This window comes from Paracoccus sp. Arc7-R13, assembly GCF_004010775.1.
Lineage (GTDB): Bacteria > Pseudomonadota > Alphaproteobacteria > Rhodobacterales > Rhodobacteraceae > Paracoccus > Paracoccus marcusii.
Genome location: NZ_CP034810.1, coordinates 821,097 through 841,664 on the forward strand (window position 1 = coordinate 821,097; position 20,568 = coordinate 841,664).

19 protein-coding genes are annotated in these 20,568 nt (G+C 68.8%); 11 read left to right on the forward strand and 8 right to left on the reverse strand.

Annotated features, from left to right (window positions below):
* The first annotated feature begins 22 nt into the window (after window positions 1–22).
* Both rarD and recO read left to right on the forward strand, forming a co-directional pair.
* Window positions 23–955 carry an EamA family transporter RarD gene (rarD, locus tag EOJ32_RS04085; protein ID WP_127897784.1) on the forward strand — a complete coding sequence of 311 codons (933 nt, stop codon included), beginning with the start codon at window positions 23–25 and terminating at the stop codon, window positions 953–955.
* Window positions 956–1,053: 98 nt separating this feature from the next.
* Window positions 1,054–1,797, forward strand: a complete 744-nt coding sequence (gene recO / locus EOJ32_RS04090) for a DNA repair protein RecO (RefSeq protein WP_127897785.1) — start codon at window positions 1,054–1,056, stop codon at window positions 1,795–1,797.
* 3 nt (window positions 1,798–1,800) lie between these two features.
* On the opposite strand, the gene EOJ32_RS04095 is transcribed toward recO, so the two are convergent.
* Together EOJ32_RS04095 and EOJ32_RS04100 are read right to left on the reverse strand one after the other, a co-directional pair.
* The gene (locus EOJ32_RS04095) at window positions 1,801–2,256 is read right to left on the reverse strand and encodes an META domain-containing protein (RefSeq protein ID WP_052714564.1); all 456 of its coding nucleotides are present in this window, start codon (window positions 2,254–2,256) and stop codon (window positions 1,801–1,803) included.
* 81 nt (window positions 2,257–2,337) lie between these two features.
* Entirely contained in the window at window positions 2,338–3,936 is a 1,599-nt protein-coding gene (locus EOJ32_RS04100; protein ID WP_371706113.1) for an acyl-CoA dehydrogenase family protein, read from the reverse strand.
* Window positions 3,937–4,115: 179 nt separating this feature from the next.
* Here EOJ32_RS04100 and EOJ32_RS04105 point away from each other — a divergent pair, with 179 nt between their 5' ends.
* Genes EOJ32_RS04105 through rnr form a run of 4 tightly spaced genes read left to right on the forward strand, consistent with a single transcriptional unit; the run spans window position 4,116 to window position 8,692 of the window.
* A complete protein-coding gene (locus EOJ32_RS04105) occupies window positions 4,116–4,883 on the forward strand; it encodes a sulfite exporter TauE/SafE family protein (RefSeq protein ID WP_127897787.1) in 768 nt (255 codons plus the stop codon).
* The gene (gene dapE / locus EOJ32_RS04110) at window positions 4,883–6,022 is read left to right on the forward strand and encodes a succinyl-diaminopimelate desuccinylase (RefSeq protein ID WP_045981018.1); all 1,140 of its coding nucleotides are present in this window, start codon (window positions 4,883–4,885) and stop codon (window positions 6,020–6,022) included. Before EOJ32_RS04105 ends, dapE begins: the two co-directional genes overlap by 1 nt.
* Window positions 6,019–6,438 (forward strand): GNAT family N-acetyltransferase, encoded by a 420-nt coding sequence (locus EOJ32_RS04115; RefSeq protein ID WP_127897788.1) that lies wholly within the window; start codon window positions 6,019–6,021, stop codon window positions 6,436–6,438. Before dapE ends, EOJ32_RS04115 begins: the two co-directional genes overlap by 4 nt.
* A 4-nt stretch (window positions 6,439–6,442) precedes the next feature.
* Window positions 6,443–8,692, forward strand: a complete 2,250-nt coding sequence (gene rnr, locus EOJ32_RS04120) for a ribonuclease R (RefSeq protein WP_127897789.1) — start codon at window positions 6,443–6,445, stop codon at window positions 8,690–8,692.
* Here the strand turns inward: rnr and EOJ32_RS04125 are convergent, their stop codons facing one another.
* Window positions 8,693–10,018 (reverse strand): HlyD family type I secretion periplasmic adaptor subunit, encoded by a 1,326-nt coding sequence (locus EOJ32_RS04125; protein ID WP_127897790.1) that lies wholly within the window; start codon window positions 10,016–10,018, stop codon window positions 8,693–8,695.
* Window positions 10,015–11,766 (reverse strand): type I secretion system permease/ATPase, encoded by a 1,752-nt coding sequence (locus EOJ32_RS04130; RefSeq protein WP_127897791.1) that lies wholly within the window; start codon window positions 11,764–11,766, stop codon window positions 10,015–10,017. Before EOJ32_RS04130 ends, EOJ32_RS04125 begins: the two co-directional genes overlap by 4 nt.
* Before the next feature lie 123 nt (window positions 11,767–11,889).
* Here EOJ32_RS04130 and EOJ32_RS04135 point away from each other — a divergent pair, with 123 nt between their 5' ends.
* Complete coding sequence (locus tag EOJ32_RS04135) at window positions 11,890–12,678, forward strand: VacJ family lipoprotein (RefSeq protein WP_240542490.1); 789 nt, start codon at window positions 11,890–11,892, stop codon at window positions 12,676–12,678.
* Window positions 12,653–13,270: a phospholipid-binding protein MlaC gene (locus EOJ32_RS04140; protein WP_052715217.1), complete on the forward strand. Its 618-nt coding sequence runs from the start codon at window positions 12,653–12,655 to the stop codon at window positions 13,268–13,270. The genes EOJ32_RS04135 and EOJ32_RS04140 overlap by 26 nt, the downstream gene beginning before the upstream one ends.
* 63 nt (window positions 13,271–13,333) lie before the next feature.
* On the opposite strand, the gene EOJ32_RS04145 is transcribed toward EOJ32_RS04140, so the two are convergent.
* The 3 genes from EOJ32_RS04145 to EOJ32_RS04155 all read right to left on the reverse strand — a co-directional run bounded on the left by EOJ32_RS04145 (window position 13,334) and on the right by EOJ32_RS04155 (window position 18,443).
* Window positions 13,334–15,613 (reverse strand): transglycosylase domain-containing protein, encoded by a 2,280-nt coding sequence (locus tag EOJ32_RS04145; RefSeq protein ID WP_045983650.1) that lies wholly within the window; start codon window positions 15,611–15,613, stop codon window positions 13,334–13,336.
* Window positions 15,614–15,789: 176 nt separating this feature from the next.
* Window positions 15,790–17,196, reverse strand: a complete 1,407-nt coding sequence (locus EOJ32_RS04150) for an ammonium transporter (RefSeq protein WP_127897792.1) — start codon at window positions 17,194–17,196, stop codon at window positions 15,790–15,792.
* 245 nt (window positions 17,197–17,441) lie between these two features.
* Window positions 17,442–18,443, reverse strand: coding sequence for a polyprenyl synthetase family protein (locus EOJ32_RS04155; RefSeq protein ID WP_045983648.1), 1,002 nt, complete (start codon window positions 18,441–18,443; stop codon window positions 17,442–17,444).
* Window positions 18,444–18,517: 74 nt separating this feature from the next.
* Here EOJ32_RS04155 and EOJ32_RS04160 point away from each other — a divergent pair, with 74 nt between their 5' ends.
* The 3 genes from EOJ32_RS04160 to EOJ32_RS04170 are packed head-to-tail and all read left to right on the forward strand — an operon-like array spanning window position 18,518 to window position 19,702.
* A complete protein-coding gene (locus tag EOJ32_RS04160) occupies window positions 18,518–18,727 on the forward strand; it encodes a DUF2007 domain-containing protein (protein ID WP_045983647.1) in 210 nt (69 codons plus the stop codon).
* Complete coding sequence (locus tag EOJ32_RS04165; protein WP_127897793.1) at window positions 18,720–19,478, forward strand: tRNA1(Val) (adenine(37)-N6)-methyltransferase; 759 nt, start codon at window positions 18,720–18,722, stop codon at window positions 19,476–19,478. The genes EOJ32_RS04160 and EOJ32_RS04165 overlap by 8 nt, the downstream gene beginning before the upstream one ends.
* A 59-nt stretch (window positions 19,479–19,537) precedes the next feature.
* Window positions 19,538–19,702 (forward strand): YdcH family protein, encoded by a 165-nt coding sequence (locus EOJ32_RS04170; RefSeq protein WP_064503545.1) that lies wholly within the window; start codon window positions 19,538–19,540, stop codon window positions 19,700–19,702.
* Between the two features lie 81 nt (window positions 19,703–19,783).
* Here the strand turns inward: EOJ32_RS04170 and phbB are convergent, their stop codons facing one another.
* The gene (gene phbB, locus EOJ32_RS04175) at window positions 19,784–20,509 is read right to left on the reverse strand and encodes an acetoacetyl-CoA reductase (protein WP_045983645.1); all 726 of its coding nucleotides are present in this window, start codon (window positions 20,507–20,509) and stop codon (window positions 19,784–19,786) included.
* Window positions 20,510–20,568: the final 59 nt, after the last annotated feature.

Genomic DNA, 20,568 nt, shown 5'->3' on the forward strand with positions numbered 1-20,568 from the left:
TTTGCAGAATATGCATCACGCCATGAGTAGCACCCCGCAAACCGATTCGCCCAAGGGCCTTGCCTATGCCGTCGCGGCCTATGGGCTGTGGGGGTTCCTGCCGATCTACATGAAGGCGCTGGCGCATCTGCCCGCGGCCGAGATCATCGCCCACCGCATCGTCTGGTCGCTGCCCATCGCGGCGGCCGTCCTGTTGTGGCAGGGCCGCGCGGCCGAGGTCGGCCAGGCCCTGCGCCAACCGCGCCTGCTGGCGATGGCGGCGCTGACGGCGGTGCTGATCTCGGTCAACTGGCTGATCTATGTCTGGGCGATCTCGAACGATCACGCGCTTGACGCGGCGCTTGGCTATTACATCAACCCGCTGTTCAGCGTGTTTCTGGGCGCGACGCTGCTGGGGGAACGGCTGACGCGGGGGCAGGTCGCGGCCATCGCGCTGGCGGCCACCGCGGTGATCGTGCTGACGGTGCAGGCGGGCAGCCTGCCGGTGGTGGCGATCGGCCTGACGCTGTCCTGGGGCCTCTATGCCTATTGCAAGAAAAGCCTGCCGCTTGGCCCCAACCAGGGCTTCACGCTGGAGGTGCTGCTGCTGACCCCTCTGGCGGCGGGCTTCCTGATCTGGCAGACGCTGCAGGGCCAGTCGCATTTCACTGGCGCCGGCTGGGGCCAGGCGCTGTTGCTGCTGGGATGCGGGCCGGTCACGGCGATCCCGCTGCTGTTCTATGCCAACGGGGCCAAGCTGATCCGCCTGTCGACCATCGGCATCCTGCAATACATCGCGCCGACGATGATCTTTCTGTGCGCGGTGGTGCTGTTCGGCGAACCCTTCGACGGGGCCCGCCTGATCGCGTTTCCGATGATCTGGGCGGCGCTGGTCATCTATTCGGTGACGCTGGTCCGCCAGGCGGGCCAGAGACGCCGCGACCGTCGCGACCTGGCCGCCCGGCGCATGCAATAGGCACCCCATGCCGGCGGGGCGCGCGACCGTGGCCCGCGTGACGCCCTCTGGCCCCCGCAGGCCGGATCGCGCAAGCTGTGTCGGCGGACCCGGAGGCTGTGATGGAATGGCAGGCAGAAGGCACCGTGATCGGCCGCCGTCCCCATGGCGAGACGGCCGTCATCATCGACGTGCTGACCCTTGAGCACGGGCGCCATGTCGGAGTCGTCCCCGGCGGGGCATCGCAGAAACGCGCCGCCATGCTGCAGCCCGGCGCGCGGCTGACCCTGCGCTGGCGCGCGCGCCAATCGGACCAGCTGGGCAGCTTTGCCGCCGAGCCGCTGCGCATGCGGGCGGGGCTGATGGCCGATCCGACCGCGCTTGCCGGCCTGAACGCTGTCTGCGCGCTGCTGGTCTTTGCGCTGCCCGAACGCGATCCGCACCCGATGCTGGTCCAGCGGACCGAGGCGCTGCTGGACCAGATCGAGGCGGGTGCCGACTGGCCGCCCGCCTATCTGGCGTGGGAGATGCTTCTGCTGGACGAGATGGGGTTCGGCCTGGACCTTGCCAGCTGCGCGGTGACCGGCGCGACCGAGGGGCTGGCCTATGTCAGCCCAAGATCAGGCCGTGCGGTCAGCCGGCAGGGGGCGGGGGACTGGGCCGACCGCCTGCTGCCACTGCCGGCGGTCATGGGCGGGGCGGGCGACAATCGCGGCCGCGACCTGGCCCAGGGGCTGGCCATCACCGGGCATTTCCTTGAACGGCGGCTGGCGCCCGACCTGGTCGGACGCCCGTTGCCCGCCGCGCGGGCGCGGCTGGTGCGGCGCCTGCTGCGGCCCGCCGCGGGGCCGCAGGACGGCTGAGACCTACTGGTTGCCGCGGGCGGCCGACAGCGCGTCGGTGGCCTGTTCGGCGGGGCGGCCGCTTTCGAAGATCAGCCAGGTCGGGCCCTTGATGCGCAGAACGCCGCCATAGAACTCCATCGAATTGGCCTGCTGCAGCGCCTCGAAGAAGCGCTGTTCGACGGCCAGATCCTTGCAGTCGGTGACGCCGGTCGTCTGCAGCGGCTCGAAGGCGACGGCGGGCAGGGGGACGGTGTTCTTGGCGGCATAGCCGTTGCACGGCCCGCGACCGGACACGCCCTCGGGGCGGGTCGTCAGGGTGATGTTGCGCAGCGGCACGGTGCCGTTTCCGATGCCCACCAGCACATAGTCGTTGGCCGGGATGCCGCCCATCGGGTCGCCCGCCGGTTCCGAGCAGGCGGACAGGGTCAACGTGGCGATGGCGGCCAAGGCAAGGGCGGGGCGGATCGTCAGGGACATGGGCAGGCTCCTATGGGCGCAGACAAGCGGGGCTGAGGTGGTCTAGCGTCATTTTCGGCGCCGATCCAGCCCGCGCGCGCATCAGCCCAACAACCTGCGCGCGATCACCTGGGCCTGGATTTCTGCCGCGCCCTCGAAGATGTTCAGGATGCGGGCATCGCACAGCACCCGGCTGATCGGATATTCCAGCGCGAAACCGTTGCCACCGTGGATTTGCAGGGCATTGTCGGCCGCCGACCAGGCCACGCGGGCACCCAGCAGCTTGGCCATCCCGGCCTCGACATCGCAGCGGTGACCGTGATCTTTTTCCCACGCGCTGAAATAAGTCAGCTGCCGCGCGATCATGATTTCGACAGCCATCATGGCCAGCTTGTCGGCCACACGCGGAAAGGCCGCCAGCGGCTTGCCGAACTGCCTGCGGTCCAGCGCGTATCGCAGCCCCAGGTCCAGCGCGTTCTGCGCCACCCCGATCGCGCGCGCCGCGGTCTGGATGCGGGCGGATTCAAACGTCTCCATCAGCTGCTTGAAGCCGCGGCCCGTCTCTCCGCCCAGAAGGTTCGCGCCGTCGACGCGGAAGCCGTCGAATGCCAGCTCGTATTCCTTCATGCCGCGGTAACCCAGAACCTCGATCTCTCCGCCGGTCATGCCGGGGGTGGGAAAGGGGTCGGCATCGGTGCCCGGCGTCTTTTCGGCGATGAACATCGACAACCCTCGATAGTCGTCGGTCGCGGGATCCGTGCGCGCCAGCAGGGTCATGATATGCGTGCGGGCGGCATGGGTGATCCAGGTCTTGTTCCCGGTCACCACCCAATCGCCGCCGTCCCGGACCGCGCGGGTGCGCAGGCTGCCCAGGTCGCTGCCGGTGTTGGGTTCGGTGAAGACCGCGGTGGGCAGCGTCTCGCCGCTGGCCAGGCGCGGCAGCCATTGCGCCTTCTGCGCCTCGGTGCCGCCGCACAGGATCAGCTCGGCCGCGATCTCGCTGCGCGTGCCAAGAGAGCCCACGCCGATATAGCCGCGCGACAGCTCCTCGGACACGACGACCATCGCGGCCTTGGACAGGCCCAGGCCGCCGAATTCCTCGGGGATGGTCAGGCCGAAGACACCCAGTTCGGCCAGTTCGCTGATGATCTCCATCGGGATCAGCTGATCCTGCAGGTGCCAGCCATGGGCATGGGGGGCGACCTTGTCGTCGCTCCACCGGCGGAACTGGTCGCGGATCATCTCCAGATCCTCGTCCAGGCCGCTGGCGCCGAAAATCGCCGCGCCGGCGTCGCGCGCCATGAGGGCGGCCAGTTCGGCCCGCGCCTCGGGCGTGTTGCCCGCCATCAGCGACAGCGCCTGTTCCGACGGCTGCCACGTCACGCCCAGATCGGACAGGCGCGCGAATTCGGTCTGGCTCATCGGGATGCCGCCCAGGATCTGGGTCAGGTATTCTCCCATGCCGATGCGGGTGATCAGCGCCTCGACAGGGCCGTCCACGCGCGCCGACCAGTCGGCCAGCTGACGCAGCGACATGACATAGGTGGCCAGCCAGGACAGGGCATGCGCCGCATGCTGGTGCCGCTCCAGCGCGTCTGTGTCGACGCGGCCGTCCACCGTCACGCGGGCGCGCAGGGCCTCCGTGGCACGGGCCAGCAGATCGTCCAGTTCGGACAGGACGGTCTGGGACTGATGGGTCATGTCTTTCATCGATTCGTCCTTTCGCGGCATTGCAGCATGGGTAGCGCCTTCGCACCTGCAGCGCAACAATTTTGCGCCCAATGACCTCCACGCGACCTATTGTGTCGCACCGGATTCGCATGTCGCTGATCCGTCAAAGCGGCCTTTTCCTTTCCCGGCGTCGCGGTTAGCGTGCCCCCATGTTCGGACTGGAGCCCTGGCAATTCGTGGCGGCCTTCGGGGTTACCGCCTTCGCGGGCTTCGTGAAGGGGGCCCTGGGCTTTGCCATGCCGATGATCATGATCTCGGCCTTCGGGTCGATCATGCCGGCGCCGGTGGCCCTTGCGGCGATGATCCTGCCGACGCTGTTCACCAACATCCAGCAGGCCGTGCGCGACGGGCGGCCCGCCGCCGTGGCCTCGGCCATCAAGTTCCGCCTGCACATCGCAATGGTCGGCATCTTCATCTGCGTCTCTGCCGGGTTCGCGGCGGTGATCCCGCAATGGGTGATGTACGCGCTGCTGGGCCTGCCCATCACGCTGTTCGCGCTGTGGCAGCTGTCGGGCCGCCCGCTGGTCCTGAACCTGCGCCACCGCAGGCGGGCCGAGGGGTGGTCGGGCGTCATCGGCGGACTGTACGGCGGCATCTCGGGCATCTGGGGGCCGCCGCTGATCGTCTATCTGCTGTCGGTGGGCACCGAAAAGCGCGAACAGGTGCGGGTGCAGGGCGTCGTGTTCCTGATCGGCGCGGTCGTCCTGACGGTGGCGCACCTGTTTTCCAGCCTGCTGAACGCATCGACCTTGCCCCTGTCCGCGGTCCTGTGCTTCCCGGCCTTTGCGGGGATGATGGCGGGGTTTGCGCTGCAGGACCGGCTGGATGTCGAACAGTTCCGCCGCTGGACGCTGCTGCTGCTGATCCTGACCGGGCTGAACCTGATCCGCCGCGCCTTTGATCTCTGGAGCCTGTGATGCCTGACGCCGCCGACCTGACCGCCCGCCTGATCCGCTGCCCCTCGGTCACGCCCGAGGAGGGCGGCGCCCTGGTCCTGCTGCAGGAGATGCTGGAGGAGGCGGGCTTCGACTGCCACCGCGTCGACCGCAACGGCACGCCGAACCTGTTCGCGCGATGGGGCGCCAAGGGGGCGCGGGCCATGGGCTTCAACGGGCATACCGACGTGGTGCCGCCGGGTGATCCGGCATCCTGGACGCATCCGCCGTTCTCCGGCCACTGGGACGCGGACGACGTGATCTGGGGCCGGGGCGCCACCGACATGAAATCCGGGGTCGCGGCCTTTGTCTGCGCCGCGGTGGATTTCGTGCGCCAGACGCCCCCGGACGGGGCCGTGATCCTGACCATCACCGGCGACGAGGAAGGCCCGTCCCGAGACGGTACCATCGCCCTGCTGGACTGGATGGCCGCGAACGACGAACGCATGGAAGCCTGCATCGTCGGAGAGCCGTCGAACCCCGAGGTGATGGGAGAGATGATGAAGATCGGCCGGCGTGGATCGGCCACCTACACCATCACCGCCAAGGGTCGTCAGGGGCATGCCGCCTATCCGCACAAGGCGCTGAACCCGCTGCACGCGCTGACCCGCTATCTGGCCGACCTGACCGCCGAGCCGCTGGACCAGGGGACGGATCATTTCGACCCCTCGGGGCTGCAGATCACCACGATCGACTGCGGCAACCCCGCGTCGAACGTGATCCCGGAAAAGGCGGTGGCGGTGGTCAACATCCGCTTCAACGACCTGCATACCGGGGCGGGCCTGCTGGACCGCCTGCGCGACCGCGCGGCGGCGGTGCAGGAGCAGACCGGCGTGACGCTGCGCGTCGAGGCCCAGATCTCGGGCGAGGCGTTCCTGACCGCGCCCGGCCCCTTCGTCGACATGGTGCGCGGCGTCGTCCAGCAGGAGACGAACCGGCAGCCGGTCCTGTCCACATCGGGCGGCACCTCGGACGCGCGCTTCGTCAAGGATCACTGCCCGGTGGTGGAATTCGGGCTGGTCGGTGCCCACATGCACCAGGTGGACGAACGTGTCCCCGCCCAGCAGGTCCGCCAGCTGCAGGTGATCTATCAGCGTATCCTGGAAAGGTTCTTTGCATGACCATCGTCGAGACGACCGACCTGGCCGCCTGCCACGCGCTGCGCCGCACCGTCTTCATCGAGGAGCAGAACGTCCCCGAGGCCGAGGAGATGGACGACCTGGACGGCGACGCCGTCCACCTGCTGGCGACCGATGCGGAGGACCGTCCGGTCGCGACCGCGCGCCTGCTGGTCAAGGACGACATCGGCAAGATCGGCCGCGTCTGCGTGCTGGCCGACCAGCGCGGAACCGGCACGGGGGCCGCCTTGATGCGGGCCGCCATCGACGCGCTGGCCGCCCGCGGCGTGCGCCAGGTGCGGCTGGGATCGCAGACCGATGCGATGGGTTTCTATGAAAAGCTGGGCTTTGTCGCCGAGGGCCCCGTCTATGACGACGCGGGCATCCCGCATCGCGACATGGCCCTGGACCTGAAGTGAGCCGATGACCCAGACCCAGATCCCCAGCAAGGCGCAGATCCTCGAATGGGTGTCCGACAATCCGGACGCCAATTCCAAGCGCGACATCGCCAAGGCCTTCGGCATCAAGGGCGCCGCGCGGATCGAGCTGAAGCGGCTGTTGAAGGAGCTGGAGGCCGAGGGCCATCTGGAGCGCCGCCGCCGCCATTACCTGGACGCCGAGACGCTGCCGCCGGTGACGGTCCTGGAACTGCTGGCGCCGGACGGGTCGGGCGATCTGTTCGCGCGACCGCTGGAATGGTCGGGGACCGGGCCGATGCCGCGGATCCTGTACGCGCCGCTGAAGGCCGATCCGGCCCTGGGCCGCGGCGACCGGTTCCTGGGCCGGCTGATGCCGGTTCTGGGCGAGGACTATCAGTACCGCGCCCGCCTGATCCGCCGCATCACGGCCAGCGCGAACCGCATCACCGGCATCTTCCGCAAGGACAGCGAGGGCGGCCGCATCCTGCCCATCGACAAGGGCCAGGACAAGGAATGGCGCGTCCGTGCCGACGCCACCTTGGACGCCGAGAACGGCGAACTGGTGCAGGGCGAACAGATCGGCCCACGCGGCCGCATGGGCCTGCCGCAGGCGCGCATCATCGAACGTCTGGGCGATCCGTCGGCGCCCCGCGCGGTCAGCCTGATCGCGATCCACCAGCACGGCATCCCCGACGAATTTCCGCAAAAGGCGCTGGACGAGGCCGAGGCCGCCAAGCCCGCGCCGCTGAAGGGGCGGGACGACCTGCGCCATCTGCCGCTGGTCACCATCGACCCGTCGGACGCGCGCGACCACGACGATGCGGTCGCGGCCTTCGTCGAGGAGGACGGCGGTGCGACGATCTGGGTCGCCATCGCCGACGTGGCCCATTACGTCCGCCCCGGCAGCGCGCTGGACCGCGAGGCCTGGGGGCGCGGCAACTCGACCTATTTCCCCGACCGCGTGGTGCCGATGCTGCCAGAGGCGCTGTCGGCGGACCTGTGTTCGCTGCACGAGGGCGTCGACCGACCCGTCATCGCGGTCGAGATGCGGCTGGACGCGCAGGGCAACAAGACCGGCCACCGGTTCCACCGCGCCATGATGAACAGCCGCGCCAGCCTTGCCTATGAGCAGGCGCAGGCGGGCGCGGACGGGGTGCCCGACGCGCAGACCGCGCCGCTGATGGACGACGTGATCCGCCCGCTGTGGCATGCCTATGGCCTGCTGAAGGGTGCGCGCGAGCGCCGCCAGCCGCTGGAACTGGACCTGCCGGAACGCCGGATCGAGCTGTCGCCCGAGGGACGCGTCACGGCCGTGGCGTTCCGCGAACGCCTGGACGCGCACAAGCTGATCGAGGAGTTCATGGTCCTGGCCAACGTGGCCGCCTCCGAGGAGCTGACCCGTCACAAGCGCCCCCTGCTGTTCCGCGTCCACGAGGAGCCGAGCCTAGCCAAGATGGACGCGCTGCGCGAGGTGGCCCAGGCCTCGGGGTTCACGCTGGCCAAGGGGCAGGTGCTGCACACCAGCCACCTGAACCGCCTGCTGTCCCAGGCCGAGGGCAGCGATTTCGACGAGCTGATCAACATCAGCACGCTGCGGTCGATGACCCAGGCCTATTACCACCCCGAGAATTTCGGCCATTTCGGCCTGTCGCTGAAAAGCTATGCGCATTTCACCTCGCCCATCCGGCGGTACGCCGACCTGGTGGTGCATCGGGCGCTGATCAGCGCGCATGGCTGGGGCAAGGACGGGCTGACCGAGGATCAGGTCGAACGCCTGCCCGAGACCGCGACCCATATCAGCGAGACCGAGCGGCGATCCATGGCCGCCGAACGTGACACGACCGACCGCTATCTGGCGGCGTTCCTGGCGGAACGTGTGGGCACCGAGATGACCGGCCGCATCAGCGGCATCCAGAAGTTCGGCGCCTTCGTCAAGCTGGACGAGACGGGGGCCGACGGGCTGCTGCCCATCCGCGCCATCGGGCAGGAATATTTCCACTTCGACCCAGACCGCCAGATGCTGATCGGCAGCGACACGGGCCTGGAGATCGGCATCGGACAGCGGGTGACCGTGCGCCTGGCCGAGGCGCTGCCCCTGACCGGGGGGCTGCTGCTGGACCTGCTGGAGCTGGAGGGCGCGACCCTGCCGCGCGGTCCGTCCAAGGGACGCCGCGGCGGTGGACCGGGTCGCATGGCCGTCAAGTCGCGGCTGGCCGAGATCAAGCGCGCCACCAAGCGGCGGCGCAAGCGCTGATCAGCTTTCGCGGAACGCGCGATTGAAGTAGTCGGCCAGCGGCTTCATCAGGTAGGCCATCGGGCTGCGGTCGCCGGTCTGGATATAGACCTCGACCGGCATGCCGGGCACCAGCGCCAGCCCGCCCAGCTTGTCCAGTTGGTCGGGCGGGATCGAAACCTCGGCCCGGTAATAGGGGGTCCGCGTCGCCTCATCCAGCAGGGCATCGGCGGAGATGCGGTCCAGCCGCCCGTCGATTTCCGGCGTGGTGCGCGACGAGAATGCGGAAAAGCGCAGGACGACCGGCTGGCCCAACTGGATCTCGTCGATGTTGATCGTCGCCACGCGCGCGCCGATCACCAGCGGGCGGTCCTGCGGGATGATATAGAGCAGCGGGTCGGCGGGCCGGATCACCGACCGCGGCGTGGTGACCTGCATGTTGTAGACGACGCCCGACACGGGGGCGCGGATCTCCAACCGGTCCAGCTGTTCGGTCAGGCTGCGGCGGCGTTCGGCAAGCTCCAGCTCGCGATAGCCCAGATCGCCCAACTCGGTCTCGGCCATCTCGCGGCGTTCGGCGGCCAGGCGCAGGCTCTGGATCTGCAGTTCGGTCTGGCGGATCGCGGCCGAGGCGCGGCTGGCCTGCAGCGACCCCAGTTCACCGTCGATGCGCGCGGCCTCGCGCTCGAGGGCCAGCACGCGGCTGGCCTGGGCCAGCCCCCGGTCCAGCAGGCTCTGCTGGTCGGTCAGCTCGCGCCCGATCAGGTCACGCTGCGTGCCCAGGGCGGCGAACTGGGCGTCGATGCCATCGACCTCGGAATCGATCTGGTCCGATTGCTTGGCCAGCTGGTCCAGCGACTGGCGCAGCGTGTCCAGCCGCGTGCGGAAGAGGCTGGTCTGTCCCGCGATCAGATCCTGCAGCGCCGGCGACGCGGTCGCGGCCTGCACCAGTTCGTCGGGAAAGGTGATCGTGTCGGCATCGGCGCGTTCGGCCTCCAGCCGGCCGCGGCGGGCCAGGATCTCGAAATACTGGCCCTCGACGATGGTGTGCTCGGTGCGCAGCAGCGTGCCGTCCAGCGTCAGCAGCAGATCGCCCGCGGCGACGGTGCTGCCCTCGGATGTGGCGATGTCCTGGACCACGCCGCCATCGGGATGCTGGACGATCTGGCGCTGCTGTTCGACCTCGACCTGGCCACCCGCCACGACCGCGCCCGAGATGCGCGTGGACATCGCCCAGACCGTGAAGCCGCCCACCAGCACCAGCACCGCCACCCCGCCCGCGATGATCGGGCCGCGCACCGGCCAGCGCCGGTCGCCCGAGGCCGCGCGTGTCCGACCGCGGCTCATGCGACGCCCCCGCCCTGGCCCGAGGTCTGGGCCTGACGGATCTGGGCCGAATTCTGCACCATCTGTTCCAGCACCTTGTCACGCGGGCCGAAGGCGCGGCGGACGCCGCCCTCCAGCACCAGCAGGTTTTCGCATTCGTTGATCGCGGCGGGACGGTGGGCCATGATGATGACCGCGCCGCCCTGCGACTTCAGCCGCCGGATCGCGGCATTCAGCGCCTCGGATCCCAGGTTGTCCAGATTCGAGTTCGGCTCGTCCAGAACCAGCAGCACGGGGTCGGGATAAAGCGCGCGGGCCAGGCCGATGCGCTGAATCTGGCCGCCCGACAGACGGCCCGCCGTCTGGCTGATGCGCGTGTCGTATCCCTGCGGCAGGTCCAGGATCATCTGGTGCGCGGCAGCCGCCTGTGCGGCGCGCACCACCTGGTCTGGGTCGGGGCGGTCGGACAGGCGGGCGATGTTTTCGGCAATCGTGCCGTCGAACAGCGTCACCTGCTGGGGCAGATAGCCGATCAGGCCGCCCAGCACGTCGGGGTGGTACTGGTCCAGCGTCGCGCCGCCCAGACGGATGCTGCCGCCGCCCACGCGCCACGCGCCTATCAGCGCCCGCGCCAGCGTCGACTTGCCCGCGCCCGACGGGCCGATGACCCCCAGGGCCGTGCCAGGCGCCACGCCGAAGCTGACGCCGCGCAGGGTGGCCTGCCCCTCTCCCGGCGGGGCGACCGAGAGGTTGCGCACCTCCAGCCGGGCCTCTGGGCGGGGAAGGGGGGTGCGGACCGGATCGGCCGGCTGGCGCGACAACAGGCCTGCCAGGCGGCCCCAACCGTCCTGCGCGGCCTGAACCGACGGCCAACCGCCGACCAACTGGTCCACCGGGGCCAGCGCGCGGCCCATCACGATGGAACTGGCGATCATCGCGCCGGGCGTCAGTTCCTGGCGCAGCACCAGCCAGGCCCCCGCCGCCAGCATCGCGCTTTGCAGAAACAGCCGGAAGGTCCGCGAAAAGACGCTGAACCCCGCCGACAGGTCTCCGGCGCGAACCGCATTGTCCTGTGATTCAGACCGGGCCAGGCGCCAGCGGGCGAAGGTCGCGCCGCGCATGCCCAGGGCGCCGATCACCTCGCCCTCGTCGCGATAGAGGTCCGCCAGGCGCTGCGCCTGCGCGCCGGCCTGGGCCGAACCCTGCAGCGGCGCGCGGGTCAGGACGCGGTTCAGGATCGTCGTGCCGACCAGGATCCCGCCGCCGACGGTCGCGACGATGCCCAGGACCGGGTGGAACATGAAGACCGCCGCCAGGAACAGCGGTGCCCAGGGCAGGTCGAAGAAAGCCAGCATGACCGGCGACCCGATCAGCCGCTGGACGGAATCCAGGTCGCGCATCCCGCCCGCCGTGGCGGCCGATTCGTCGCCGCGCAATGCGCCCTCGCGCAGGGCGGCGTCGAAGACGCGACCTTCCATCCGGTCCTGGAACCGCGCGGCGATCCGCTGCATCACGCGGTTGCGGATGATGTCGATGGCACCCATCAGCGCGAAGAGGAAGATCACCAGCACGAACAGGGCGGTCAGCGTCTCGACGCTGCGCGAGGCCAGCACGCGGTCATAGACCTGCAGCATGAACAGCGGCCCGGTCAGCATCAGCAGGTTCACGACCGCCGAGAAGACCCCCACCGACAGGAACAGCGGCCACCCCGTGGCGCGCGCCTGGCGCAGTTCCCGGGCCCCGTCCGTCAGGTTCGCAGCCTTGGCCATACGTCTTGCCCCGAAAATGCCGCGCCGATGGCGGGGCTTGCCTCGTTACCGCGGCGACCATATCACCACGCAGGGCTTATGCCAGCCTGCCGCGACCCTCGCATCGAAAGGTTAAGGATTCCCTTGCGCCCCAACAGCCCCCCCGTCATGGCCCTGCTGCTGACGGCGCTTGTCGCCGCCGGATGCGCGCAGGCGCCCGTCCAGAAGGACGGCATCACCGTCAACGACCCGTTCGAGGCGCAGAACCGCCGCGTGCATGCCTTCAACAAGGGGCTGGATGCGCGGGTGATCGGCCCCGTCGCGAACCGGCTGAAGGGCAGCGGTGACGACGCTCCGCGCGATCCCGATGCGCCGATCGGGCTGTTGCAGATGGTCATCAATGCCGGGCGCAACCTGTCCTTGCCGGTCAAGGTCGTGAACGGGCTGCTGCAGGGCAAGCCCCGCGATGCGGGCGCGAACCTGACCCGGTTCGCGGTCAATTCGACGGTCGGGCTGGGCGGCGTCTTCGATCCGGCCGCCGACAGTTTCGGCGTGACGGAACGTGACACCGATTTCGGCCAGACGCTGGCAGTCTGGGGCGTCCCCGAGGGCGCCTATCTGGAACTGCCCGTGCTGGGCCCGTCCACGCAGCGCGATGCGGTGGGGCAGGTCGTCGATCTGCTGATCGATCCGCTGTACCACGTCTTTGACGGTCGGGATGCCGCGACGGTATTCGCCCTGCGGGTCGCGTCAAAAGCCGGTGATCGGGCGCGCTTTGGGGATACGGTGGATGGCATTCTGCAGGGCAGTGCGGATAGCTATGCGCAGACGCGGCTGATCTGGCTGATGAACCGCCGCTTTGACCTGGGAGAGACCGGTGACGATTACGACCCCTATGACGATGCGGATGTCATCGACCCCTATTCGGACTGACCGCCGGGGGCTGCTGGGCCTGATCGGATGCGCGTCGCTGACGGCGGTGCTGCCCTGGCGTCCCGCCCATGCGCTGGACGCGGATGGGGCGCACGCGCTGATCGACCGGTCGCTGGCCGAGGTCTATCAGGTCATCAATTCGGGCCAGCCCGCCCCCCAGATGTATCAGCAGTTCGAGGCGATCTTTGCCCGCTATGCGGATGTGGATGTCATCGCGCGTTCGGCGCTTGGTCCGGCTGCGCGCCAGACCGATCCGGCGACCTTTGCAGAATACCGGCAAGCGTTCCAGGGCTATATCGGCCGCAAGTACGGCGCCCGGTTCCGAGAGTTCATCGGATCGCGGATCGAGGTGACGGGGTCGCGGCAGCTGAAAAGCTTTTATGCGGTGACGTCGGTGGCGTACCTGAACGGGCGCGCGCCGCTGGAGGTCGAATGGCATGTCTCGGACCGCTCGGGGCAGGATCTCTATTTCAACATCATCATCGAGGGCGTGAACATGCTGGCCAGCGAACGGGCCGAGATCGGCGCCATGCTGGCCCGTCGGCAGGGTGATGTCGCGGCGCTGGCCGCCGATCTGCGCCAGGCGGGCTGACCGCACCGGCCCACAAAAAAGCCGCCCGGTCGCAAAACCGGGCGGCTTTTTCATGTCCGGGGGTCAGTTTCCGCCCAGGATGCCGTTCAGGGCGCGGGACAGGGCGTCGTCCGAATCGGCGCCCACGCTGCTGCCCGGCGTGACGGGGGCCCCGCCCTGGACCTCTCCGGGGGCGGTGATCACGCGGCCGCTGTTCTGCGCCTCGATCCCGTTCATCACCCCGGCCAGCGCCGCGGCCAGCGGATCGTCGGCCGATCCGCTGGTCACCACCTGCGGGGTCGTGCCGCCGCTGGACATGATGATCCCGCTGCCGTCGGGCGACACGGTCGACAGGGGCAGCTCCGGCAGGCCGTCATGGATCTCCAGCATCACCGCCTGCCAGATCTCGGCCGGCAGACCGCCGCCGGTGACCCCGGTCAGGGGCGTGTTGTCATCGTTGCCCATCCAGACGCCGGTCACGTACTGTTCGGTGAAGCCCACGAACCACGCGTCGCGATAGCTGCTGGTCGTGCCGGTCTTGCCCGCCACGGGACGGTCGCCCAGCTGTGCGCGCCCGCCGGTGCCGTTCGAAATCACCTGCTGCATCATGTAGATCAGCTGGCCCGCCGCGCGCTGGCTGATGACGCGTTCGCCAAAGCCGCCGCTCTGGCCCATCAGCGGGCGGTCGTCGCCCTGCATTGCGACCTCGACCACGCCATAGGGCGCGACCGACGTGCCGCCGTTCCGGATGCCGGCATAGGCGCCCGTCAGCTCCATCAGCGTCGCCTCGGACGCGCCCAGGCCCAGGGACGGGCTGGTGGTCAGGTTGCTGACGATGCCGAAATCGCGCGCCACGCGGATCACCTGGTCGCGTCCGACGACCTCCTGCAGGCGGATGGTCGAGGTGTTTAGCGATTGCGCCAGGGACTGGGTCAGCGTGACCATGCCGCGATAGTTGCGGGTATAGTTCTGGGGCGACCAGTTGCGCCCGCCGGGAATGCGGATGGTCAGGGGGCCGTCCTCGATCCGGTCGCTTGGCGAATACCCGGCCTCCAGCGCGGCGGCATAGACGAAGGGCTTGAAGCTGGACCCGGTCTGGCGCTTGGCCTGGGTCGCGCGGTTGAAGACGCCGTTCACCCGCGTGTCGCGCCCGCCGATGATCGCACGCACCGCGCCGTCGGCGGACATCACCACGACCGCGGCCTCGGCGGTCGAGCCGTCCTTGACCTTCTCGTCGAACACCTTCTGCAGGGCGCGTTCGGCCGCTCGCTGGATGCGCTGGTCAAGCGTGGTCGTGATGGTCACGTCCTCGGTCGTCTCGCTGGTCAGGAAGCCGGGGCCGGATTCCATCAGCCAATCCGCAAAGTAACCGCCCGCCCGGGCCGATGCCGCCTGCGATAGGGTCGCGGGGTTGGCGCGGGCCTGGGCCAGCTGCTGGTCGTCCAGATAGCCTTCCTGGTGCATCAGCCCCATGACGACGCTGGCACGGGCCTGGGCGCGTTCCAGGCTGGCGGTCGGGGCATAGCGGCTGGGTGCGGGCAGCAGGCCCGCCAGCATTGCGGCCTCGGACACGTTCAGATCGGCCGCGGGCTTGTTGAAATAGACCTGGCTCGCGGCCTCGAACCCGCGGGCGCCGCCGCCCAGATAGGAGCGGTTCATGTAGATTGAGAGGATCTCCTCCTTGCTGTACTTCGCCTCCATGGCGAAGGCATAGGGGATCTCCTTGATCTTGCGCCAGATGCCGCCCGACCGGCATTCGGCCTCGAACTCGGCCTCGTTGGCAAAGCGGGTGGGATCGAACGTGTCGCCCAGGCACAGCAGCTTGGCGACCTGCTGGGTGATGGTGGAACCGCCGTTCCCCTCCAGCGGGCCGCGGCCCTCGGCCATGTTGATGCGGATGGCGCTGGCGATGCCGCGCGGGCTGACGCCGAAATGGCGGAAGAACCGGCGGTCCTCGGACGACAGCACGGCCTGCTGCAGCACCTCGGGGATCTGGTCGCTGGTGACGGCGCCGTATGTCTCTCCGCGCCAAGCGAAGACGCGGCCGTCGCGGTCCAGCATGGTGACGCTGCCGCGGGCGCGACCGTCGAACAGGTCCTGCGCCTCGGGAAGACTGACATAGAAATAGGCGCTGGCGGCGCCGATGATCAGCGCGACCGTCACGGCCAGGCGCCAGATCGACCCCCAGACGATGCGCCAGGCCAGCGTCACCAGACCGGCGATCCATCCCAGGATGCCGCCGCGCCGCGGCTTTCCGTGCCGCTTGACCTTGCGGGGCGTGGCCTTGGCCGGCGCGGGTTGGCTGCGCTTGTCGGCAACAGGGCTTTTGCCCGAACGGGGCGGGGTACCGGTAGGTCGTTTCATGCGTCGGGTGCCTGCGTGACTGCGTGGCCGGTTGGTCCGGCGGAATTGGCATCCAGCTTACAGCAAGTTTGCGTCGGGGGGAATTGGGCTGACCGAAGCGTGATTTTCCACGCCTGCCGGTCATGCGAAAGGCCCGGCCGCAGGGGCCGGGCCTTTGCCGTGGGGCGGGTGCCCGATCAGTTGTAGGCGTTCTCGCCGTGGGTGGTCACGTCCAGGCCCTGGCGTTCGTCGCTGTCGCTGACGCGCAGGCCGATCAGCGCCCTGACGATATGGATCGCGATGAAGGACACGACCGCCGACCAGACGATGGCGATGATCACGCCCAAGGTCTGGTTCCAGACCTGCGCGCCCATCGCGTATTCGCCCACCGCGCCGGTGGAATAGTCGAACACGCCGCCGCCGCCCAGGGACGGGGCCGCGAAGACGCCCGTCAGGATCGCGCCGACGATGCCGCCGACGCCGTGGATGCCGAACACGTCCAGGCTGTCGTCGATGCCCATGCGGGGCTTGACGGAGATAACGAACCACATGCAGACCAGGCCGGCGATCAGGCCGATCGCGATGGCGCCCATGGGTCCGACGAAGCCCGCGGCCGGCGTCACGCCGACCAGGCCCGCGATGGCGCCCGAGATGCCGCCCAGCAGGCTGGGATGGCCGCGCATCATCCATTCGCCGAACGACCAGGCCAGCACGGCGGCGGCGGTGGCGACGGCGGTGTTGATCATCGCCAGCGCGGTCAGGCCGTTGGCCTCGAGGTTGGAGCCCGCGTTGAAGCCGAACCAGCCGACCCACAGGATGCAGCCGCCGACCAGCGTGAAGGTCAGGTTATGGGGCGCCAGCAGCTCCTTGCGATAGCCCAGGCGGGGTCCTGCGACCATGGCCGCGACCAGCGCCGCGACGCCTGCGTTGATGTGGATCACCGTGCCGCCGGCAAAGTCCAGCGCGCCGTGCCCGAACAGCAGGCCCGAGGGCGCGTCATAGGCCGACGGGCCGCCCCACCACCAGACCATGTGGGCCATCGGGATGTAGGAGAAGCAGAACCAGATCACCACGAACAGGATCACCGCCGAGAACTTCAGCCGTTCGGCCGTGGCACCCACGATCAGCGCCGAGGCGATGCAGGCGAAGGCCATCTGGAAGATCACGAAGGCCAGTTCCGGGACGTACACGCCGGTCGAGAAGGTCTCGGCCAGGGCATCGGTGCCCACGCCCGCCAGGAACGCCTTGGACAGTCCGCCGATATAGGGGGTGAAGAAGGTCGCGTCCTCGGCGCTGCCGGCACCGGTGAAGGCCAGCGAATAGCCGAAAGCGACCCACAGGATCGCGATGATGGAAAAGATGGTCAGCACCTGCATCAGCACCGACAGCATGTTCTTGGCGCGCACCAGGCCGCCATAGAACAGCGCCAGGCCCGGCAGGGTCATGAAGATGACCAGGACGGCCGACATCATCAGCCAGGCGGCATCGCCCTTGTCGACGATGGGGGCCGCCGCCTCGACGACCGGGGCCGCGGCGTCCTGCGCGAAGGCTGGGACGGCGGACAGGGCCGCCGCCAAAAGACCATATGCGGAAAGCTTTCTCATACTTCTCTCATCCTTAACATCACCCCACGGGCCGCAGCTGCGGCGAACTTCGCCCCTTGGATTGGCAGAATGCAGCCGCTTGCACAGGCCGCAGGCACTGATTCAGGGCGTCCAGACCGGTCATGCCGGGAAAATGGGCTGTAATGCGGGGCGATGCCCGAAATTCAGGCGCGCCGCGTGCGGCCGCGGCAGCCCCGAAAGGGCCGCCGAAAACGCAGGGTGGGAGAGGACGAAAAGGGGGTCTGTCAGGCCACGCGGCTGACGACGAAATCCGCGAGGTCGGCCAGCATGTCGCGAATCGGATGCGCGGGCAGCACCTGCAGCGCCGCGCGGGCCCGTGCGGCATGGGCCAGCGCATCGGCGCGCGCGGCCTCCATCGCACCGTGACGGGCCAGCAGCGACAGCGCGTGCTCCAGGTCGCCGTCGCGCTGGTCGCCCGCCTCGATGGTGCGGGTCCAAAAGGCGCGTTCCTCGGCGTCGGCCTTGGCGATGGCCTTGATGACCGGCAGGGTCAGCTTGCGTTCGCGGAAATCGTCGCCCACGTTCTTGCCGATCGTCTCGGTCGCGCCGCCGTAATCCAGCAGGTCGTCGACGATCTGGAAGCTGATGCCCAGGGCGTCGCCGTAATCGAACAGCGCCTGCACCTGATCGTCAGGCGCCCCGGCGATGACGCCGCCCACCTCGGTCGCGGCGGAAAACAGCGCCGCCGTCTTGCCGCGAACCACCTGCAGATAGACGGATTCATCGGTTGCCAGGTCCTGCGCCGCGGTCAGCTGCAGCACCTCGCCCTCGGCGATGGTGGCGCTGGCATTGGCCAGGATCTCCAGCGTGCGCAGGTTGCCGGGTTCGACCATCAGCTGAAAGCTGCGCGCGAACAGGTAATCTCCGACCAGCACGCTGGACTTGTTGTCCCACAGCAGGTTCGCCGTCGGGCGTCCGCGCCGCTGCGCGCTTTCGTCGACCACGTCGTCATGCAGCAGCGTGGCGGTGTGGATGAATTCGACCGTCGCGGCCAGATGCACGTGCCACGGGCCGGGATAGCCCAGCAGCTTGGCCGCGGCCAGCGTCAGCATCGGGCGCAGGCGCTTGCCGCCGGCCTCGATCAGATGCGCCGTCACCTCGGGGATGCGGGGGGCATGGCGGCTGGCCATGCGGTCGCGGATCAGCGCGTTGACCGCCTCCATTTCGGCGGTCAGGGCCTCGCTCAGCCGATCCAGCGGTTTGCGGACGTTGTCCTGCACAGTCATGCCATACCCCGTGTCTGCGACCGTGCATTGCCACGGCATCGACAAATGCGCAACCGCCGCTTAACGTCGCGCCCATGAAAGAGCTTTTCCGCAGCAACGATCCGGTCCGCATGTCCGCCGCCACCAGCCTGCTGGAATCCGAAGGGATCGCCACCTTTCCGATGGATCAGCACATGAGCGTGCTGGAGGGATCGATCGGCGTGCTGCCCGCGCGGCTGATGGTCGCGGACCGCGACGAATTCATGGCCCGCGCCATCCTGCGCGACAACGGGCTGGATGACTGACACCCGCATCGACGGATTCCTGGACGGGCGGCTGCGCATCAGTCAGCCTGCGCGCGGCTATCGCGCGGGGGCGGATGCGGTGATGCTGGCCGCGGCCTGTCCCGCGCGGCCGGGGCAGGCGGTGCTGGAACTGGGCTGCGGGGCCGGGGTGGCCAGCCTGTGCCTGGGCTGGCGGGTGCCGGACCTGGCGATCACCGGGCTGGAGCGGCAGCAGTCCTATGCGGACCTGGCCCGCCGCAATGCCGCCGCGAACGGCATCGCGCTGACGGTCCTGACCGGCGATCTGACCGACCCGCCGCGGGATCTGCGCGACGCCTCCTTTGACCATGTGATGATGAACCCGCCCTATTTCCTGGGCGGCACGGCCGCGCCCGACGCGGGCCGCGCCCTGGCCAGACGCGAGGAGACGCCGCTGGCGCAGTGGATCGACGCGGGCCTCAGGCGGTTGCGGCCCGGCGGCTGGCTGACGGTGATCCAGCGGGCCGACCGCCTGGACGGGGTGATGGCCGCGCTTGGCGCGCGTGCCGGGGCGGTGACGATCCTGCCCATCGCCGCGCGGGAGGGCAGCCCGGCGGGGCGCGTCCTGGTCGCGGCGCGAAAGGGCGCGCGCGGTCCGCTGCGCCTGCTGGCACCCCTGATCACCCATGCCGCCCCCCGCCACGACCGCGATGCCGAGGATCTGACCCCCCTGGCTGCCCAGGTTCTGCGCGATGGTGCGCCGATCGCGATGGGAATTGCGAAAGCCGCGTGACAGAATCAACGAGCTGTGGTGCACTGGACGGGTTCGAGACAACTATAGAGGAGTACGCGATGACGGTTGCTTCCCATGTCGAGGAGCTTCGCAAGAAGCATCAGAACCTTTCGGTTGCCGTGGAGAGGGCCCAGAGGAGCCCCAGTGCCCGCGACCACGAAATCACCGCGATGAAGCGCGAAAAACTGCGTCTCAAGGAGCAGATCAACAGACTGGGTCACTGACCCGTCGCCGACCCGACACCAGACGGAAAAAGGCCCGCGCAGATCGCGCGGGCCTTGCCGTTTCAGCAGTGCGGTCCGATGTCAGACGAAGAATTGGCCGCCATTCGCGCTGATCGTGGACCCGGTGATGAAGCCCGCATCGTCCGCGGCCAGGAACACCACGGCGCGGGCGATCTCCTCGGGTTCGCCAAGGCGGCCGACGGGGATCTGCGGGATGATGCGTTCGTTCAGCACCTTTTCGTCGATGGCGCGCACCATCTCGGTGCCGATGTAACCCGGGCAGATGGCGTTGACGGTGATGCCCGCGCGCGCGCCCTCTTGGGCCAGCGCCTTCGTGAAGCCCAGGTCACCCGCCTTGGCTGCGGAATAGTTCGCCTGGCCCGCCTGACCCTTCTGCCCGTTGATCGAACTGATGTTGATCACGCGGCCGAACTTGGCGTTGCGCATGCCGTTCCAGACGCCGTGGGTCATGTTGAAGACGCCGGTCAGGTTGGTGTCGATGACCTCTTTCCACTGCTGGGGGGTCATCTTGTGGAACATCGCGTCGCGGGTGATGCCGGCGTTGTTGACCAGCACGGCGATGGGGCCCAGTTCGGCCTCGACCTGCTTGATGCCTTCGGCGCAGGCGTCGTAATCGGCGACCGACCATTTGTAGGTCTTGATGCCGGTCTCCTCGGTGAAGGCGCGCGCGGCGTCGTCGTTGCCGGCGTAATTGGCCGCGACCGTATAGCCCGCATCCTTCAGCGCCTTCGAGATGGCGGCGCCGATGCCCCGCGATCCTCCGGTGACCAGTGCGACTTTCGACATGTTTCCCCCTCCTTCTTTAGGTTCTTGAAATATTGCTAATCAATGAAGTTTCGGCGCGC

Bases quoted from the DNA above. Each gene is read 5' to 3' on its own strand.
- rarD (WP_127897784.1), top strand. From the start codon at position 23: ATGAGTAGCACCCCGCAAACCGATTCGCCCAAGGGCCTTGCCTATGCC.
- EOJ32_RS04095 (WP_052714564.1), bottom strand. From the start codon at position 2,256: ATGTCCCTGACGATCCGCCCCGCCCTTGCCTTGGCCGCCATCGCCACG.
- EOJ32_RS04100 (WP_371706113.1), bottom strand. From the start codon at position 3,936: ATGACCCATCAGTCCCAGACCGTCCTGTCCGAACTGGACGATCTGCTG.
- EOJ32_RS04105 (WP_127897787.1), top strand. From the start codon at position 4,116: ATGTTCGGACTGGAGCCCTGGCAATTCGTGGCGGCCTTCGGGGTTACC.
- dapE (WP_045981018.1), top strand. From the start codon at position 4,883: ATGCCTGACGCCGCCGACCTGACCGCCCGCCTGATCCGCTGCCCCTCG.
- EOJ32_RS04115 (WP_127897788.1), top strand. From the start codon at position 6,019: ATGACCATCGTCGAGACGACCGACCTGGCCGCCTGCCACGCGCTGCGC.
- rnr (WP_127897789.1), top strand. From the start codon at position 6,443: ATGACCCAGACCCAGATCCCCAGCAAGGCGCAGATCCTCGAATGGGTG.
- EOJ32_RS04125 (WP_127897790.1), bottom strand. From the start codon at position 10,018: ATGAGCCGCGGTCGGACACGCGCGGCCTCGGGCGACCGGCGCTGGCCG.
- EOJ32_RS04130 (WP_127897791.1), bottom strand. From the start codon at position 11,766: ATGGCCAAGGCTGCGAACCTGACGGACGGGGCCCGGGAACTGCGCCAG.
- EOJ32_RS04140 (WP_052715217.1), top strand. From the start codon at position 12,653: ATGTCATCGACCCCTATTCGGACTGACCGCCGGGGGCTGCTGGGCCTG.
- EOJ32_RS04145 (WP_045983650.1), bottom strand. From the start codon at position 15,613: ATGAAACGACCTACCGGTACCCCGCCCCGTTCGGGCAAAAGCCCTGTT.
- EOJ32_RS04150 (WP_127897792.1), bottom strand. From the start codon at position 17,196: ATGAGAAAGCTTTCCGCATATGGTCTTTTGGCGGCGGCCCTGTCCGCC.
- EOJ32_RS04155 (WP_045983648.1), bottom strand. From the start codon at position 18,443: ATGACTGTGCAGGACAACGTCCGCAAACCGCTGGATCGGCTGAGCGAG.
- EOJ32_RS04160 (WP_045983647.1), top strand. From the start codon at position 18,518: ATGAAAGAGCTTTTCCGCAGCAACGATCCGGTCCGCATGTCCGCCGCC.
- EOJ32_RS04165 (WP_127897793.1), top strand. From the start codon at position 18,720: ATGACTGACACCCGCATCGACGGATTCCTGGACGGGCGGCTGCGCATC.
- EOJ32_RS04170 (WP_064503545.1), top strand. From the start codon at position 19,538: ATGACGGTTGCTTCCCATGTCGAGGAGCTTCGCAAGAAGCATCAGAAC.
- phbB (WP_045983645.1), bottom strand. From the start codon at position 20,509: ATGTCGAAAGTCGCACTGGTCACCGGAGGATCGCGGGGCATCGGCGCC.